Origin of the sequence: Janthinobacterium lividum (assembly GCF_034424625.1) — a bacterium.
Classification (GTDB): domain Bacteria; phylum Pseudomonadota; class Gammaproteobacteria; order Burkholderiales; family Burkholderiaceae_D; genus Janthinobacterium; species Janthinobacterium lividum.
Genome location: NZ_CP139976.1, coordinates 5052031 through 5067375, shown reverse-complemented (window position 1 = coordinate 5067375; position 15345 = coordinate 5052031). Strand labels below are relative to the sequence as shown.

General features: G+C 65.1%; 12 protein-coding genes. All 12 read left to right on the top strand.

What is annotated here, in order from left to right; genetic code table 11:
* The first annotated feature begins 15 nt into the window (after positions 1-15).
* The 12 genes from U0004_RS22905 to U0004_RS22850 all read left to right on the top strand — a co-directional run bounded on the left by U0004_RS22905 (position 16) and on the right by U0004_RS22850 (position 15237).
* On the top strand, positions 16-840 hold the full coding sequence (locus tag U0004_RS22905) for a CheR family methyltransferase (RefSeq protein ID WP_200880276.1): 825 nt from the start codon (positions 16-18) through the stop codon (positions 838-840).
* Position 841: 1 nt separating this feature from the next.
* A complete protein-coding gene (locus U0004_RS22900) occupies positions 842-1450 on the top strand; it encodes a chemotaxis protein CheB (RefSeq protein ID WP_070260315.1) in 609 nt (202 codons plus the stop codon).
* A 108-nt stretch (positions 1451-1558) separates the two neighbouring features.
* On the top strand, positions 1559-2683 hold the full coding sequence (locus U0004_RS22895) for a hybrid sensor histidine kinase/response regulator (RefSeq protein ID WP_070260314.1): 1125 nt from the start codon (positions 1559-1561) through the stop codon (positions 2681-2683).
* The gene (locus tag U0004_RS22890; protein WP_070260312.1) at positions 2680-6063 is read left to right on the top strand and encodes a hybrid sensor histidine kinase/response regulator; all 3384 of its coding nucleotides are present in this window, start codon (positions 2680-2682) and stop codon (positions 6061-6063) included. The genes U0004_RS22895 and U0004_RS22890 overlap by 4 nt, the downstream gene beginning before the upstream one ends.
* A gap of 48 nt (positions 6064-6111) precedes the next feature.
* Positions 6112-6510 (top strand): MAPEG family protein, encoded by a 399-nt coding sequence (locus U0004_RS22885; protein ID WP_034783403.1) that lies wholly within the window; start codon positions 6112-6114, stop codon positions 6508-6510.
* Between the two features lie 99 nt (positions 6511-6609).
* A complete protein-coding gene (locus tag U0004_RS22880; RefSeq protein ID WP_070260470.1) occupies positions 6610-8307 on the top strand; it encodes a RecQ family ATP-dependent DNA helicase in 1698 nt (565 codons plus the stop codon).
* An 89-nt stretch (positions 8308-8396) separates the two neighbouring features.
* Positions 8397-9437 (top strand): ligase-associated DNA damage response exonuclease, encoded by a 1041-nt coding sequence (locus U0004_RS22875; RefSeq protein ID WP_070260310.1) that lies wholly within the window; start codon positions 8397-8399, stop codon positions 9435-9437.
* A complete protein-coding gene (locus tag U0004_RS22870) occupies positions 9430-11073 on the top strand; it encodes an ATP-dependent DNA ligase (RefSeq protein ID WP_115057564.1) in 1644 nt (547 codons plus the stop codon). Before U0004_RS22875 ends, U0004_RS22870 begins: the two co-directional genes overlap by 8 nt.
* A 7-nt stretch (positions 11074-11080) precedes the next feature.
* On the top strand, positions 11081-13540 hold the full coding sequence (locus tag U0004_RS22865) for a ligase-associated DNA damage response DEXH box helicase (protein WP_070260306.1): 2460 nt from the start codon (positions 11081-11083) through the stop codon (positions 13538-13540).
* Positions 13537-14211, top strand: coding sequence for a ligase-associated DNA damage response endonuclease PdeM (gene pdeM / locus U0004_RS22860; protein WP_070260304.1), 675 nt, complete (start codon positions 13537-13539; stop codon positions 14209-14211). Before U0004_RS22865 ends, pdeM begins: the two co-directional genes overlap by 4 nt.
* Before the next feature lie 193 nt (positions 14212-14404).
* On the top strand, positions 14405-14767 hold the full coding sequence (locus tag U0004_RS22855) for a KGG domain-containing protein (protein WP_070260302.1): 363 nt from the start codon (positions 14405-14407) through the stop codon (positions 14765-14767).
* 206 nt (positions 14768-14973) lie between these two features.
* On the top strand, positions 14974-15237 hold the full coding sequence (locus U0004_RS22850; protein WP_034783412.1) for a hypothetical protein: 264 nt from the start codon (positions 14974-14976) through the stop codon (positions 15235-15237).
* Positions 15238-15345 lie beyond the last annotated feature (108 nt).

The following is a 15345-nucleotide window of genomic DNA, read 5'->3' as shown; positions in this document are numbered from 1 at the left end:
TATCCGATGAGGTGGATGTTGTTAGATGACGATATTTTCGATATAGAACTGAAGTTATTGCTTGAGGGAATACTGCTGCGGTATCAGCACGATTTCCGCGACTATTCCGTCGCGTCGCTGCGCCGGCGCATGCGCCAGGCCATGGAGCGCTTCGGCTGCGCCAGCCTGTCGCAATTACAGGACCGCATCTTGCACGAGCCGGCCATGTTCGCGCAGATGCTGCAGTTTTTCACGGTGCAAGTGAGCGAAATGTTCCGCGATCCCGCGTATTTCCGTGCCTTGCGCGAAAAAGTCGTGCCCATCCTGCATACCTATCCCTCCATCAAGATCTGGGTGGCCGGCTGCAGCAGCGGGGAAGAGGTGTGGTCGCTGGCCATCTTGCTGGAAGAAGAGGGCTTGCTTGAGCGCAGCATGATTTACGCGACCGATATCAATGTGGAAGCGCTGGCTGCGGCCGAAGCGGGCATCTATCCGATCGAGCGCATCGCCCAGTTCAGCGAGAATTACCAGCTGGCGGGCGGCAAGCGCTCGCTGTCCGACTATTACACGGCCGCCTACAAGGGCGCCATCTTTGAGCGGCGCTTGCGGCGCCAGTTCGTTTTCGCCGACCACAGCCTGGCGACGGATAGCGTGTTTTCGGAGGTGCACATGGTTTCCTGCCGTAACGTCATGATTTACTTCAATAAAGACTTGCAGGACCGCAGCCTGGGCCTGTTCCATGAAGCGCTGGTGAACCGGGGCTTCCTGGGCCTGGGCATGAAGGAAAGCCTGCACTTCAGCCGCCATGCGGCCAGCTTCAACGAGCTGAGTCCGGCTGAACGCATCTTCCAGCGTGCCTGACATGCTGCCGACCAGCGACGTCGCGCCACCGCCCGCCGGCCTGCGCCTGATCGCCATCGGCGCCTCGGCCGGCGGCGTGGAAGCGCTGGGCATCGTGCTGCGCGCCTTGCCCGCCACCTGCCGCGCTGCCGTGGTGGTGGTGCTGCACCTGGCGCCGGGCCGTTCGAGCCAGTTGCCGCATCTGTATGCCGAACGTTGCCAGCTGCCCTTGCGCGAAGCGCAGGACAAGGAGCCCTTGCAGGGCGGCACCGTCTATTTCGCGCCACCCGATTACCACCTGCAAGTCGAACCCGATGGCTGTTTTTCCCTGTCGCAGGAAGCGCCCGTGTATTTTTCGCGCCCGTCCATCGATGTTCTGCTGGAAACAGCCGCGTACGCCTACCGGCGCGCCATGCTGGCCATCATCCTGACGGGTGCCTCGGCCGATGGCGCGGCGGGCCTGGCGCGCGTGCGGCAGCTGGGCGGCAGTGCCTGGGTGCAAGACCCGCAGCGGGCCAGCTATGGCATCATGCCGGCCGCCGCGCTCAAGCGGGCCGGCGCCGACCGCGTGCTCGATTTGCCGCAGATGGCCGCCAGCCTGGCTCTGCTGGACAACGGGGAGGACAAGTGAATGGGGGCATGACAGTGCGTGTAATATATATGCAAAGACTGAAACAATATTAATTTCCATATCAAAACATTATGGCATTCTGCCGTGACGATGCCTGAAGACCGATCCGTGACCGCTCCTATCCATATCCTCGTCGTTGATGACATCGCGCAAAACCTGGTCGCCGCCGAAGCCGTGCTGGCACGGCCCGGTATTATCATCCTGAAGGCCAGCTCGGGCGCGCAAGCGCTGGAATTGCTGTTGACGCATGAAGTGGCGCTGGCCCTGATCGACGTGCAAATGCCGCAGATGGATGGTTTCGAGCTGGCCGAGCTGATACGCGGCAGCGAGCGCACGCGCAGCATTCCCCTGATTTTTCTCACGGCCGCGTCGCGTGAACCGAGCTACAGCTTCCGTGGCTACGAGGCGGGCGCCGTCGATTTCCTGTACAAGCCCATCGACGTGAAAGCCTTGCAAAGCAAGGTGGCCGTGCTGGTCCAGCTGTACCAGCAGAAACGCGAGTTGTCGGCCCAGCTCGACGAGCTCAAGCATGCGCTGCACCTCAATGAACTGTTCATGGCCGTGCTGGGCCACGACTTGCGCACGCCCCTGTCGGTGGTGATGAACGGCGCCATGCTGTTGCCGATGATGAGCGACCACCCTAAAGTGGTCGTCACGGCGCAGCGCATCGAAAGCAGCGCCAAGCGCATGGGCCGCATGGTCGACCAGTTGCTGGACCTGGCGCGCATCCGCTCGGGCACGATGGAGTTGCGCAGCAGCACGCACGACTACCTGGCGCTGGCGCGCGCCATCGTCGACGAGTTCGAGACGGCGGGCCAGGCCCCGCTGGTCGAGATCAGCAGCGTGGGCGAGCTGCACGGGCAATGTGATGCGGGCTTGTTGTCGCAAGTCATCTCGAATCTGTTATGCAATGCCATCACGCATGGCGAGGCGGGCACGCCGGTGCAACTGGCCCTGGACGGACGCGATGCCGACAGCATTGAATTGCGCATTGCCAATCGTGGTGTCATCCCGGCCGCCTTGCTGCCGACCCTGTTCGAACCGTTCCAGCAGGCGGGCGAGAAGCGCAGGACGGGGCAGGGCCTGGGGCTGGGCCTGTACACGGTGAATATGTTCGTCAAGGCCCACGGTGGCACGGTCGAGCTCAGTTCGACGGTGACGCAGGGCACGGTGGCGACGGTGCGCATCCCGCGCCAGTGCCAGGTGCGCGTGCAAGCGGGACTGTCCACATGAGCGCGCCAGCCTGGCCGCGCGGCGGCGGCAGCATGGGCGAGCTGCTGCGCCGGCGCGACTGGTCCGCCACCAGCCTGGGTGCCCTCGATGGCTGGCCCGCGAATTTGCGCACCAGCGTCGACATCGTGCTCCATTCGCCGATGGCGATGGTGCTGATGTGGGGGCCGCAACACGTGATGATTTACAACGACGACTACATCCAGATCGCCGGGGAGCGCCATCCGGCGGCGCTGGGCGGCACGGTGCCGGCCGTCTGGCCCGAGATATGGGACTGGAACGCGCGCATCCTCGAAGCGGGGCTGCGCGGCGAGACGCAGGTGCACCGCGAGTGCTGCCTGCCGCTGTTACGTGACGGACAGCGCACGGACGTCTGTTTCGACCTGTATTACACGCCCGTGCATGGCGCCGACGGCCAGGTGGATGGCGTACTGTGCACGGCGCTGGAATTGACGGCGCGCATGGAGGAGGGGCGCCAGCTGAAGCTGGCCACGGCCGAGCTGGGCGAACTCAACACCACCTTGCAGGCCGAGGGCGAGGCCGTGCGCGAGGCCAACCGCCGCCTGGGCGAGGAGCGCGCGCTGCTGCGCGCCCTGTTCCAGCAGGCACCCAGCTTCATGGCCATGCTGCGCGGGCCGCAGCATGTGTTCGAGCTGGCGAACGAACATTATCTGCGCCTGGTGGGGCACCGCGATTTGCTCGGCAAGACAGTCGAAATGGCCTTGCCCGAAGTCAAGGCGCAAGGTTTCATCGAGCTGCTCGACCAGGTCTACCGCACGGGCGTGCCCTTCGAAGGGCGCCAGGTGAAGGTGGATTTGCAGACGGCTGACGGGCTGACGGGCCAGCGCCATATCGACTTCGTCTACCAGCCCATCAAGGATGACGAGGGCGTGGTCACGGGCATCCTCGTCGAAGGCATCGACGTCACCGAGCGCATGGAAGGCGAGGAGCGGCTGCGCCTGGCCCAGCAGGCGGGCGGCATCGGCACCTTCGAATGGTTCCCCGATACGGGCGCGATGGTGGTGTCGCCTACCTTCCGCCGCCTGTGGGGCATTGCCGACGAGGAAGTGGTGACGGAACGCCTGCTGGTGAGCCTGGTCGATGCGCGCGACCAGCAAAAGGTCGGACCCAGCAAGCTGGATCTGGCGCCCAATCCCCTCGAATACGTGGAGTACCGCATCCGCCGTCCCGCCGATGGCGCGCTGCGCTGGATCGCGCGCCAGGGCGAGGTGGTGGCCGGCCGCGTGCCGGGCCAGCGCCGCTACGTGGGCGTGTCGTTCGACGTGACGGAGCGGCGCCACATCGAAGATGAACTGAACGCCAGCCAGGAGCGCATGGCCGCCATTTTCGGCCAGGCTTCCGTGGGCTTGTCCGAGCTGGGCCTCGATGGCCGCTTCCAGCGTGTCAACGGCGCCCTGTGCCGCATGCTGGGGCGTTCCGCCGAAGAGCTGCTGAGCCTGAACATGAACGACATCATGCATCCGGCAGACGTGCCTGGCAACGGCGTGCTGTTCCAGCGCCTGGTGGAAACGGGCGAGTCGTTCTCGCTGGAAAAGCGCTACCTGAAGCCCGATGGCTCGCAAGTGTGGGTGTCGAGCAATGTCAGCCGCCTGGTCGATGAGCAGGGTCATACGCGTTCCCTGATCGCCGTCAAGACGGATATCACGGACCGGCGCCGCGTGGAAAAAGCGCTGCATGAATTGAACGAAACGCTGGAACACCGGGTCGAACAGGAAGTGGGTGAGCGCACCAAGGCCGAAGACGCCTTGCGCCAGGCACAAAAGATGGAAGCCGTGGGCCAGCTGACGGGGGGGATCGCGCACGATTTCAACAATGTGCTGCAAATCATTTCCGGCAACTTGCATTTGCTGCAGCACCTGGCGGGCACGGATGGCTTGATGCGCCAGCGCCTGGACACGGCGATTGCCGCCGTCGAGCGGGGCGCCAAGCTGTCGTCGCATTTGCTGGCATTTGCGCGGCGCCAGCCCTTGCAACCCGTGGTGGCCGATCTGGCGCGCGTGGTGCGCAACATGGATGCGCTGTTGCGGCGCGCCCTGGGCGAAGCGATCGACATCGTGCTCGTGGGCGGTGGCGGACTGTGGAATACCCTGATCGACCGCAGTCAGATCGAGAACGTCATCCTCAACCTGGCCATCAATGCGCGCGACGCCATGGATGGCGTGGGCAAGCTGACCATCGAGCTGGGCAACGTCGTGCTCGACGAACAGTATGTGCATAATCTGGTCGACGTGCCGGCAGGCCAGTACGTGATGCTGTCGGTGACGGATACGGGCCGCGGCATGAGCGGCCCCGTGCTGCAGCGCGCGTTCGAGCCGTTCTTCACGACCAAGCCGGAAGGCGCGGGCACGGGCCTGGGTTTGTCGATGGCGTATGGCTTTGTCACGCAAAGCCGCGGCCATATCCGCATCTACAGTGAACCTGGCGTGGGCACGGGAGTCAAAATCTATTTGCCCCGCTCGCTGATGGCGGAAGCGGACGAGGAACTGGAGCTGAGCGGCGTCGTCACGGGCGGCACGGAAACGGTGCTGGTGGTGGAAGACGACGTGGGCGTGCGCACCACCGTGGTCGACATGCTCGGGGCGCTCGGCTACAAGGTGCTCAAGGCCGAGGATGGCGAAAGCGCGCTGGCCGTGCTGCACAGCGGCGCGCAGATCGACTTGCTGTTTACGGACGTGATCATGCCCGGTCCCGTCAGCAGCACGGAGATGGCGCGCCAGGCGCGCGAGTTGCAGCCCGATATCGCCGTGCTGTTTACCTCGGGCTACGCGCAGGATGTCATCGTGCACGAAGGGCGTCTCGACGCGGGGGTGGAATTGCTCAGCAAACCGTACCGGCGCGAAGAGCTGGCGCGCAAGCTGCGCCATGTGCTGGCCAACCGCCAGCAGCAAATGCGCGCGCGCCAGTTTGAACGGTCCGGCGCGCCGGTGGCCGGCAGCACCTCGGCCAGCGTGCGGGGAAGCGGCACGCCGGGGCTGGACTTGACGGGCCATGCGCCAACACCGCAGGGTGACATGCCGACATCGATGAAAATACTCGTGGTGGAAGACAATCTCGATTCGCAGCTGATGGTGTGCGAACTGGTGGGTATGCTGGGCCACACGGTCAGCGGCGTGTCCGATGGCGAGGCGGCGTGGGATCTGCTCAACGAGCAAGACTTCGATATCCTGTTTACGGATGTCAGCCTGCCCGGTATGTCCGGCATCGCATTGGCACGCATGGTGCTGCGCGATAAACCGGACATGCGCATCATCTTTTCCACGGGCTATGGCAAGGAATCGATGGATGAACTGGGTTTTTCCGCCAGCGTCCTGCGCAAGCCTTATGATTTGATGGAGTTGCAAGCGGCACTCGACCAACCCTGACAGGCATGCGCCGGCACGGCTTGCCTGTCTCACCCGCAGAGGTAAAAGATGACCCCTGAATTGACGATGCTGGCCTGTACTTTGGTGCTGGCGCTGCTGCAAATCCTGCTGCCCGCGCTGTTTCGCACGCGCGAGACAGGCACGGCCTATAACGTGAGCGCGCGCGATGGCGACGGGCCGCCTGTGGGCAAGATCACGGGCCGCTTGCGGCGGGCCCAGGCGAATCTGTTCGAAACCCTGCCCCTGTTCGCCGCCGCCGTGCTGATCGCCCACGTGACGGCGCAGGAAAGCGCGCTGACCCTGTACGGCGCCGCCCTGTACCTGGCCGCGCGCGTGCTGTATTTGCCCCTGTACGCGTTTGGCGTGCCTGTCGTGCGCACGCTCGTCTGGTGCGTGTCGATTGCCGGTCTGCTGATGCTGTTCTGGGCCATCCTGTTTGCTTCCTGAATTCCTACGCCGGCTGTGGCGCCCGTCCTATGGCGGTGCGCCAGGCCCGGCCTTAAAGTAGCTGCACCTTATCGCAGTGTTACTTTCGGGACGACAATGATGAGCAGTGCAGCGAACCAATCCGGCAAGCCAGGCAAGCCAGGCAAGCCAGGCAAGCATATCCAGCGCCTGCTGCGCTCGGTCTTTGGCGTGGCGCGGCTGCGCACGGGCCAGCAGGATGTCATCGACAGCGTGCTGGCCGGGCGCGACACCCTGGCCATCATGCCCACCGGCAGCGGCAAGTCCCTGTGCTACCAGTTGCCCGCCGCCCTGTTGCCCGGTGCGACTTTGGTCGTGTCGCCGCTGATTTCGCTGATGAAAGACCAGCTGGAAAAGCTGCAAGAACTGGGCATCACGGCCGTGCAGCTCAACAGCAGTCTGTCGCGCGCGGAAGAGGACGAGGCCATCGCCCGCATCGGCCAGGGCGGCAGGATCATCATCTTTTGCACGCCGGAACGCCTGACCAGTGCCGCCTTCCTGTCTCTGCTGGGAGCCTCGCCGCCCAGCCTGGTCGTCATCGATGAAGCCCATTGCATCTCCCAGTGGGGCCATGACTTCCGTCCCGCCTACCTGGAAATCGCGGCCGCCCTGCGCGCGCTGGGCCGTCCGCCCGTGCTGGCGCTGACGGCCACGGCCACCGGCGAAGTGGTAGACGATATCGACGCGCAACTGGAAGCGCGCATGCTGCAGGTCATCAATACCGGCATCTACCGGGCCAATTTGCGCTACCGCGTGATCCAGGTCACGAATGCGGGAGAGAAACAGGACGAAGTCTTGCGCCTGCTGCGCGAGACGCCGGGCGTGGGCATCGTGTATGCGGCCACCGTCAAGGCCGTCGAGGACCTGGCGGCGCGGCTGGCGGAACTGGGCGAGAGCGTTATGTGCTACCACGGCAAGCTGGCGGCGCGCGAGCGCAAGCACAACCAGGATTTGTTCATGAATGGCGAACGCCGCATCATGGTCGCCACCAACGCCTTTGGCATGGGCATCGACAAGCCCGACACGCGCTTCGTCATCCACTTGCAGGTGCCGGCCAACCTGGAAGCGTACTACCAGGAATCGGGCCGGGCTGGGCGCGACGGCTTGCCCGCCGACTGCACCTTGTTGTATTTCCAGGAAGACAAGCGGGTGCAGCAATTCTTTCTGGCGAAGCATTACCCAACGGAAGGGGAATTGGCGGCCATCGTGGCGGTGGCGCAAGAACTGCCAGCCACGTTTGCTTTCGCTGCGCTGGCGTCCAGCCTGCCCGAGTTTTCCGACGGCCACTTGAAGGTGTGCCTGAAACTGTTGAAAGACGGCAAGCTGCTGCGCCAGGACCGCAAGCTGGGCTACAGCTTGAAAGCCCCCTCGGCCGCCACGCCCTCGTTTGCGCAGCTGGCGCAAGTTTATGTCGACAAGCAGGAGCGCGACAAACAGGCGCTCGAGCAGATGGTGGCGTATGCGCAAAGTGGCCTGTGCCGCTGGAAACTGCTGCTCGATTACTTTGGCGATGCCGGCGATTTCGAGCGCTGCTGCACTTGCGATAATTGCCAGTCGCCGCCCGCGCTGGCCGCGCCCATCACCCTGGACGAGTTGCCGCCAGCGCCTGTCCAGGTACCTGCGCCGGCACCGGCGCCCCAGATCGCCGTCGGCAGTCGCGTGCGCGTGCCCCGCTATCAGATCGGCACCGTGCTGTCCGTGGCGGGCGACCAGGTCACCATTGCCTTTCCAGAAAACACCACGCGTACCTTCATGGCGGAATTCGTTGTCCCCGCATGAAGCCATGGTGCGCTGCCGAACAGTGATCTGGCGCAAGCGCGCTAGAATCAGCCCATTCCAACGCGCTTTTTTAACGCAGGGAGCAGGGCATGGCAGATATGGTGGTGGTGCGCAAGGAAGGCTTGTATTGTGTGCCGGGTCAGTTCTACATCGACCCGTGGCGCCCCGTCGAGCGCGCCATCATCACGCACGCGCACGCCGACCATGCGAGAGTCGGACACCGGCATTACCTGTGCGCCGCTCCCGGCGAGCAAGTGCTGCGCGCGCGCATGGGCGCCGTTTCCATCCAGGCACTCGCGTATGGCGACACGATCGAACACCACGGCGTGCAAGTGTCGCTGCATCCGGCCGGCCACGTGCTGGGCTCGGCCCAGGTGCGCATGCGGTACGGCGGTGAAGTGTGGGTGGCGTCCGGCGACTACAAGCTGCAGCCCGACCCCACCTGCGCACCGTTCGAGCCCGTGCGCTGCGATACATTCATCACGGAATCGACCTTCGGCCTGCCCATCTACCGCTGGCAGGCGCCGCAGGAGGTTTATGACGATATCAACCAGTGGTGGCGCAGGAATGCGGCCGAGGGACGCACCAGCGTGCTGTTCTGCTATGCCTTCGGCAAGGCGCAGCGCATCCTGGCGGGACTGGACGCGACCATCGGTCCCATCATCTGCCATGGCGCGGCGCAGGCATTGACGCAGGTTTACCGCGAGTGCGGCGTGGCCTTGCCCGCCACCGTCATGGTCGATGAGGTCACGGACAAGGCGGCCCTGAAGACGGCGCTGGTGATCGCGCCGCCGTCGGCCGCCGGCTCGCCGTGGATGAAGCGTTTCGGCGACTACAGCGATGTGTTTGCCAGCGGCTGGATGCTGCTGCGCGGCGCGCGCCGGCGGCGTGGCGTGGACCGGGGTTTTGTCCTGTCCGACCATGCCGACTGGCCCGGCCTGATGCAAGCCATCCGCGCTACGCAGGCTGAACGCATCATCGTCACGCATGGCTCGATTCCCGTGATGGTGCGCTGGCTGCAGCAGAACGGCTGGCAGGCGGGCGGCTTCGAGACGGAATATGGCGACGACGAGGCCGATGACAATGCGCCCGGTGCGTCCACGGCAGCGGAGGACGTCACCCATGCGTGACTTTGCCCGGCTGTACGCGGAACTCGACGAAACCACCTCCACCAGCCGCAAGCTGGCGGCGCTGCAAGCCTATTTTCGCGGCGCCTCGCCCGACAATGCGGCCTGGGCCGTGTATTTCCTGGCCGGCGGCAAGCCGCGCCAGGCCGTGCCCACCAGGTTGTTGCGCGAGTACGCGACCGAGCGGGCGGGCCTCGATGCCTGGCTGTTCGACGAGGCCTACCACGCCGTGGGCGACCTGGCCGAAACCATCGCCCTGATCCTGCCCGCGCCCGCCAGGCGCAGCGACATCGGCCTGGCCGAGTGGGTCGAGCAGCGCATCGCACCGTTGCGCGGCGCGGCGCCCGACGCCATCCGCGCCGACTTGCTGGCCTACTGGGACGAGCTGGAAACGCGCGAACGGTTTTTGTTGCTCAAACTGATAGGCGGCGGCTTTCGCGTGGGCGTGTCAAAATTGCTGGTGACGCGCGCGCTGGCATCCATCGCGGCCGTCGACAGCAAGCTGATCGCCCAGCGCCTGATGGGCTGGACCGATGGCAAGGTCAGCCCCACGGGCGCGGGCTTTCTCAAACTGATCGCCGCGCAGTCGGAGGGCGAACATGCGCTGCGCGGCGGCCAGCCTTACCCCTTTTTCCTCGCGCACCCCTTGCAGGCGGGGCCGGAGACGCTGGGCGGCATCGGCGACTGGCTGGCCGAATGGAAATACGACGGCATGCGCGCCCAGTTGCTGCGCCGCGAGGGCGTGAACTGGCTGTGGTCGCGCGGCGAGGAATTGATCACGGAGCGCTTTCCCGAACTGGCGCAGCTGGCCTTGCCCGAGGGGACCGTGCTCGATGGCGAAATCCTCATCTGGCAGCCGGGTGACGTGCCTGCGCCATTTGCCGATTTGCAGCAACGCATGGGCCGCAAGACGGTGTCGCCCAAGCTGCTGACCGAGCTGCCTGCCGTACTGGTGGCCTACGATGTGCTGGAAATCGATGGCGTCGATGTCCGCCAGCTGCCCCAGCTGGAGCGCCGCGCGCTGCTGGAAACCGTGGTGGCCGGCGTGAATTCTCCCGCGCTGCGCCTGTCGCCGCGCATCGAGGCGGCAAGCTGGGAGGCGCTGGCGGCCATCCGCAGCGAATCGCGGGCGCGCGGCGTGGAAGGCTTGATGCTCAAGGCTATGTCGGCCGCGTATGGCGTGGGCCGCACGAAGGACGTGGGCACCTGGTGGAAGTGGAAGATCGACCCGTATGCCATCGACGCCGTGCTGATCTACGCCCAGGCGGGCCACGGCCGGCGCGCGTCGCTGTACACGGACTACACCTTTGCCGTCTGGGACAGTGACACGGATGAGGAGGGCGGTGAAGAACGCAAGCTGGTGCCGTTCGCCAAGGCGTATTCCGGCCTCACGGATGCGGAGATCGGCCAGGTCGATGCCGCCATCCGCAAGACGACGATAGAAAAATTCGGTCCCGTGCGCAGCGTGCGGCCGACGATGGTGTTCGAGATCGGTTTTGAAGGCATCGCTGCGTCGAGCCGCCACAAGGCGGGCATCGCCGTGCGCTTTCCCCGCATCCTGCGCCGGCGCGAAGACAAGGCCATCGCCGACGCGGACACGCTGGCCACCCTGAAGGCCATGCTGGCCCAGACCACATGAGCAAGCGATGAGCACGCCGGCGCAGCGCATCGATGCGTGGTTTGTCACGCGCGGCTGGACGGTGTTTCCGTTCCAGCGCGCCGTCTGGCGTGCTGGCGCGCAGGGTCGCTCCGGCCTGCTGCATGCGAGCACGGGTTCCGGCAAGACGTATGCCGTGTGGTTCGGCGCCTTGCTGCGCGCCGAGCGGCTGGCGCGCAAGGGGAGAAAGCACGGCTTGCGCGTGCTGTGGATCACGCCCATGCGGGCACTGGCCGCCGACACCGTGCGCGCGCTGCAAGCCTCGGGTGCGGAGCTCGCTCCCGGCTGGCGCATCGAGGCGCGCACGGGCGACACGAGCGCCGCGCAGCGGGCGCGGCAGGCGAAGGCCTGGCCCGAGGTGCTCGTCACGACGCCGGAAAGCCTGTCCCTGATGCTGAGCCAGGCGGACGCCCGGGAACGTTTCAGCCTGCTGGAAACCGTGATCGTCGACGAGTGGCACGAATTGATGGGCAGCAAGCGCGGCGTGCAGGTGCAGCTGGCCCTGGCCCGTTTGCGCCGCTGGCAGGAAGACCTGATGACGTGGGGCTTGTCGGCTACCCTGGGCAACTTGCAGCAGGCGCAGGACGTCTTGCTGGGCGAGGAAAACGCCGGCGTGCTGGTGGAAGGTAAAATTAAAAAGCGCATCCTCGTCGACAGCCTGATCCCCGTCAACCCCACGCGCTTTCCCTGGGGCGGCCACCTGGGCATCCAGATGCTGCAGCCCCTGATCGCCGAGATCGAGGGCAGCGCCACCACCCTGGTATTCACCAACACGCGTTCGCAGGCCGAGCTGTGGTACCAGCATTTGCTCGATGCGCGGCCCGACTGGGCGGGCCTGATCGCCCTGCACCACGGTTCGCTGGACCGTGAAGTGCGCGAGTGGGTCGAACAGCACTTGAAAACGGGCGAACTGAAAGTCGTCGTGTGCACGTCCAGCCTGGACCTGGGCGTCGACTTCCTGCCCGTCGAGCGGGTCTTGCAGGTGGGCAGCGCGAAAGGCATCGCGCGCCTGGTACAGCGGGCCGGGCGCAGCGGCCACGCGCCGGGACGCATCTCGCGCGTCACCTTGGTACCCACCAACAGCCTGGAATTGCTGGAAGCGGCTGCTGCCCGCGCTGCCCTGGCGCAGGGCCACCTGGAAGCGCGGCCCGTGCCGGACAAGCCGCTCGATGTGCTGGTGCAGCACCTGGTGACGATCGCCCTGGGCGGCGGCTTCCAGTCGGCCCAATTGTATGAGGAAGTGCGCGCCGCCTGGTCGTATCGCCACCTGACCCTGGACGAGTGGCAATGGGCGCTCGACTTCGTTGCGCGCGGCGGGCAAAGCCTGACCGTGTATCCGGAATACCGGCGAGTGCTGCCGGACGATGAGGGCGTGTACCGCGTGCCGGACGTGGCCCTGGCGCGGCGCCACCGCATGAGCATCGGCACCATCGTGTCGGAGGCGGCGATCCAGGTCAAGTTTCTCGGTGGCGCGCGCATCGGCAGCATCGAGGAATCGTTCATCGCGCGCCTGAAGCAGGGCGACCATTTTTTGTTTGGCGGGCGCATCCTGGAATTCGTGCGCGTGCACGAGATGACGGCCTACGTGCGGCGCGCAACAGGCAGCCGCGGCGCCGTGCCGCGCTGGCAGGGCGGCAAGATGCCGCTGTCGTCGGAACTCGCGCATGCCGTGCTGGACCAGTTGCAGCTGGCGCAAGAAGGGAAGGCCAGCGGGCCGGAAATGCGCGCGCTGGCGCCGCTGCTGGCCATCCAGCAGGCATGGTCGAGTTTGCCCACGCGCGCCAGCCTCTTGCTTGAAACCTTGTCCAGCCGCGAAGGCCAGCACCTGTTCGTGTATCCGTTTGCGGGCCGCTCGGTGCACCTGGGCCTGGCGTCGCTGCTGGCGTACCGCATCGCGCGCGTGCAGCCGGCGACCTTGTCGATTGCCGTCAACGATTACGGCTTTGAATTGCTGGGCGCGGACGACATCGATTATGCGCCGCTGTTGACGGCCGCCAGCGGCGCCGATATTGCCCTGTTCAGCACGGACAATCTGCTGGAAGACGTGCTGGCCAGCCTGAACGCGACGGAATTGTCGCAGCGGCGCTTCCGCGAAATCGCCCGCATCGCCGGCCTCGTGTTCCAGGGTTATCCGGGCCAGCCGAAAAGCGCGCGCCAGCTGCAGGCGTCTTCCTCGCTCTTCTTTGAAGTGTTCCGCAAGCACGACGCGGCCAATTTGCTGCTCACGCAGGCGCAGCGCGAAGTGCTGGAACAGGAACTGGAATTGACGCGCTTGCGCGCCACCTTGCGCGAGCTGCACGGCCGGCAGATTTCCCTGCAAGCGCTGGAGCGGGCATCGCCGTTTGCCTTCGGCCTGATGGTCGAGCGCTTCCGCGAACAGTTGACGACGGAAAAGCTGTCGGACCGGGTGGCGCGCCTGGTCAGCGCGCTGGAAAAGGCGGCCGCATGAGCGGCCCGCAGCAAGCGCACTGCGTGGTGGAACTGGCCGGCGAGATCCTGTGGCTGCTGGCGCACAAGGCCGTGTATTGGCCCGCGCGCAGGATGCTGGTCATCGCCGACATCCATTTCGGCAAGGCGGCCGCGTTTCGCGCGCTGGGTGTGCCCGTGCCGCGCGGCACCACCACGCAAAACCTGTTGGCGCTCGACGTCTTGCTGGCCAGTTACGCTTGCGAGGAAATCGTCTTTCTCGGCGATTTTTTGCACGCGCGCGCCGCGCATGGGGCCGCCACCGTGGCCGCCATGCTGGCCTGGCGCGCGCGCCATCCGGACGTGCGATTGACGGTGGTGCGCGGCAACCACGATGCGCATGCGGGCGACCCGGCCGCCGCGCTGGGGATCAGCATGGTCGATGAGCCGCATCAGGTGGGCAATCTGTCGTTCTGCCATCACCCGGACACCGCCGCGCCCGGTTATGTGCTGGCCGGCCACGTGCATCCCGTGTTTCACTTGCGCGCTGAAAGGGGCGGCTTGCGCCTGCCGTGTTTCCTGCTGGGCCAGCATCGCGCCATCCTGCCCTCGTTTGGCGCATTCACGGGCGGCCATGCGGTGCGGCCAGCCGCTGGCGAGCGCGTCTACGTGACGGCCGACGCGGCGATTTTCGCACTACCCGCTAACTGCTGAGTGTCTGGTACTTTTGGTGGAAAACTGAAAGTAACTGCGTTACCGTAGGCGGGATACATCCTACATACGCTCTTGCCATCCTCCTATTTCTTGTGCCCCATGTGCGCACTAAGATGACTGTTCCCTTGCCATGCGAGGGGGAAGAATTGCATGGTTTGCACTGTTTCTGATTCCATCGATCAAGGAGATCATCATGGCCACATCGAGCGACAATAAACAGCAAGGTAGTAAAACCAGTAGCAGTAGCAGCGGCGGCAACAAGCAAAGCGATACCAGCAAACGGGGCTTCGCTTCCATGGACCCCGCCCAGCAGCGCGAAATCGCCAGCGAAGGTGGGCGTGCCGCGCATGAAAAAGGCACGGCGCATGAATTCACCTCGGAAGAGGCCCGCCGCGCAGGCAGCCAAAGTCACAAGAACGATGCCAGCCGGCAAAGCGCAACCAGCTCCAGCGGCTCGCGCGACAATGCCAGCATGAACCAGGAAGGCAACCGCGACAGTGGCAACAAGCAAAGCGGCGGTTCGGGATCGAGCTCGGGGTCGCGCAACAAGCAGTAGTGCAAGTAGTAGTCATGAGCAGTAGCAAGTGATCATGGCCAGCGGCAGGCAGGCACGCCGCTGGCCATGGCCGCATCTGTCCGGCAGCCGCAAAATTTTGATGCAATGCAGCAGGCATGGACTATGATGAATGAGCTGCGCCGGCAATGTGCGATCACCTGGCAATCACCTCGCAGTCAACCGCATCGATGATCAGGGAGAAGATAATGGGCAACTCGAATACGCCGCAACCGGGCAATAGCCAGGGCGGCACGCCATCCACGGCGGGCAGCAAGCAAAGCACGGCCGACTCGGCTGAAAACTTTGTGCTGGTCGATAGCGAGCAAGGTCTCGATATCGGCGACGATCTGTTTTCCATCGGCGAAGTGCGGCGCGCCGACCGCTTGCCCCATCACCAGTCCGGTTCCGCCGGGCAGAGCAGGCAGAGTGCCGACGATGGGCCGGATACCACGGGCAGTACCGGCGTCTGAGCTTCCCTTCTTGACTGTCTGGTAATCCCCGCAGGGCCAGCCGTTGGACGTGTTCGCGCACGCCGGCTGGCCATTTCACCATACGGGGAGTAACGCCGGCTGCTTGCC

Excerpts from the sequence above, each read along its gene's own strand:
- U0004_RS22905 (WP_200880276.1), top strand. The coding sequence starts at position 16 with ATGTTGTTAGATGACGATATTTTCGATATAGAACTGAAGTTATTGCTT.
- U0004_RS22900 (WP_070260315.1), top strand. The coding sequence starts at position 842 with ATGCTGCCGACCAGCGACGTCGCGCCACCGCCCGCCGGCCTGCGCCTG.
- U0004_RS22890 (WP_070260312.1), top strand. The coding sequence starts at position 2,680 with ATGAGCGCGCCAGCCTGGCCGCGCGGCGGCGGCAGCATGGGCGAGCTG.
- U0004_RS22885 (WP_034783403.1), top strand. The coding sequence starts at position 6,112 with ATGACCCCTGAATTGACGATGCTGGCCTGTACTTTGGTGCTGGCGCTG.
- U0004_RS22880 (WP_070260470.1), top strand. The coding sequence starts at position 6,610 with ATGAGCAGTGCAGCGAACCAATCCGGCAAGCCAGGCAAGCCAGGCAAG.
- U0004_RS22875 (WP_070260310.1), top strand. The coding sequence starts at position 8,397 with ATGGCAGATATGGTGGTGGTGCGCAAGGAAGGCTTGTATTGTGTGCCG.
- U0004_RS22870 (WP_115057564.1), top strand. The coding sequence starts at position 9,430 with ATGCGTGACTTTGCCCGGCTGTACGCGGAACTCGACGAAACCACCTCC.
- U0004_RS22865 (WP_070260306.1), top strand. The coding sequence starts at position 11,081 with ATGAGCACGCCGGCGCAGCGCATCGATGCGTGGTTTGTCACGCGCGGC.
- pdeM (WP_070260304.1), top strand. The coding sequence starts at position 13,537 with ATGAGCGGCCCGCAGCAAGCGCACTGCGTGGTGGAACTGGCCGGCGAG.
- U0004_RS22855 (WP_070260302.1), top strand. The coding sequence starts at position 14,405 with ATGGCCACATCGAGCGACAATAAACAGCAAGGTAGTAAAACCAGTAGC.
- U0004_RS22850 (WP_034783412.1), top strand. The coding sequence starts at position 14,974 with ATGGGCAACTCGAATACGCCGCAACCGGGCAATAGCCAGGGCGGCACG.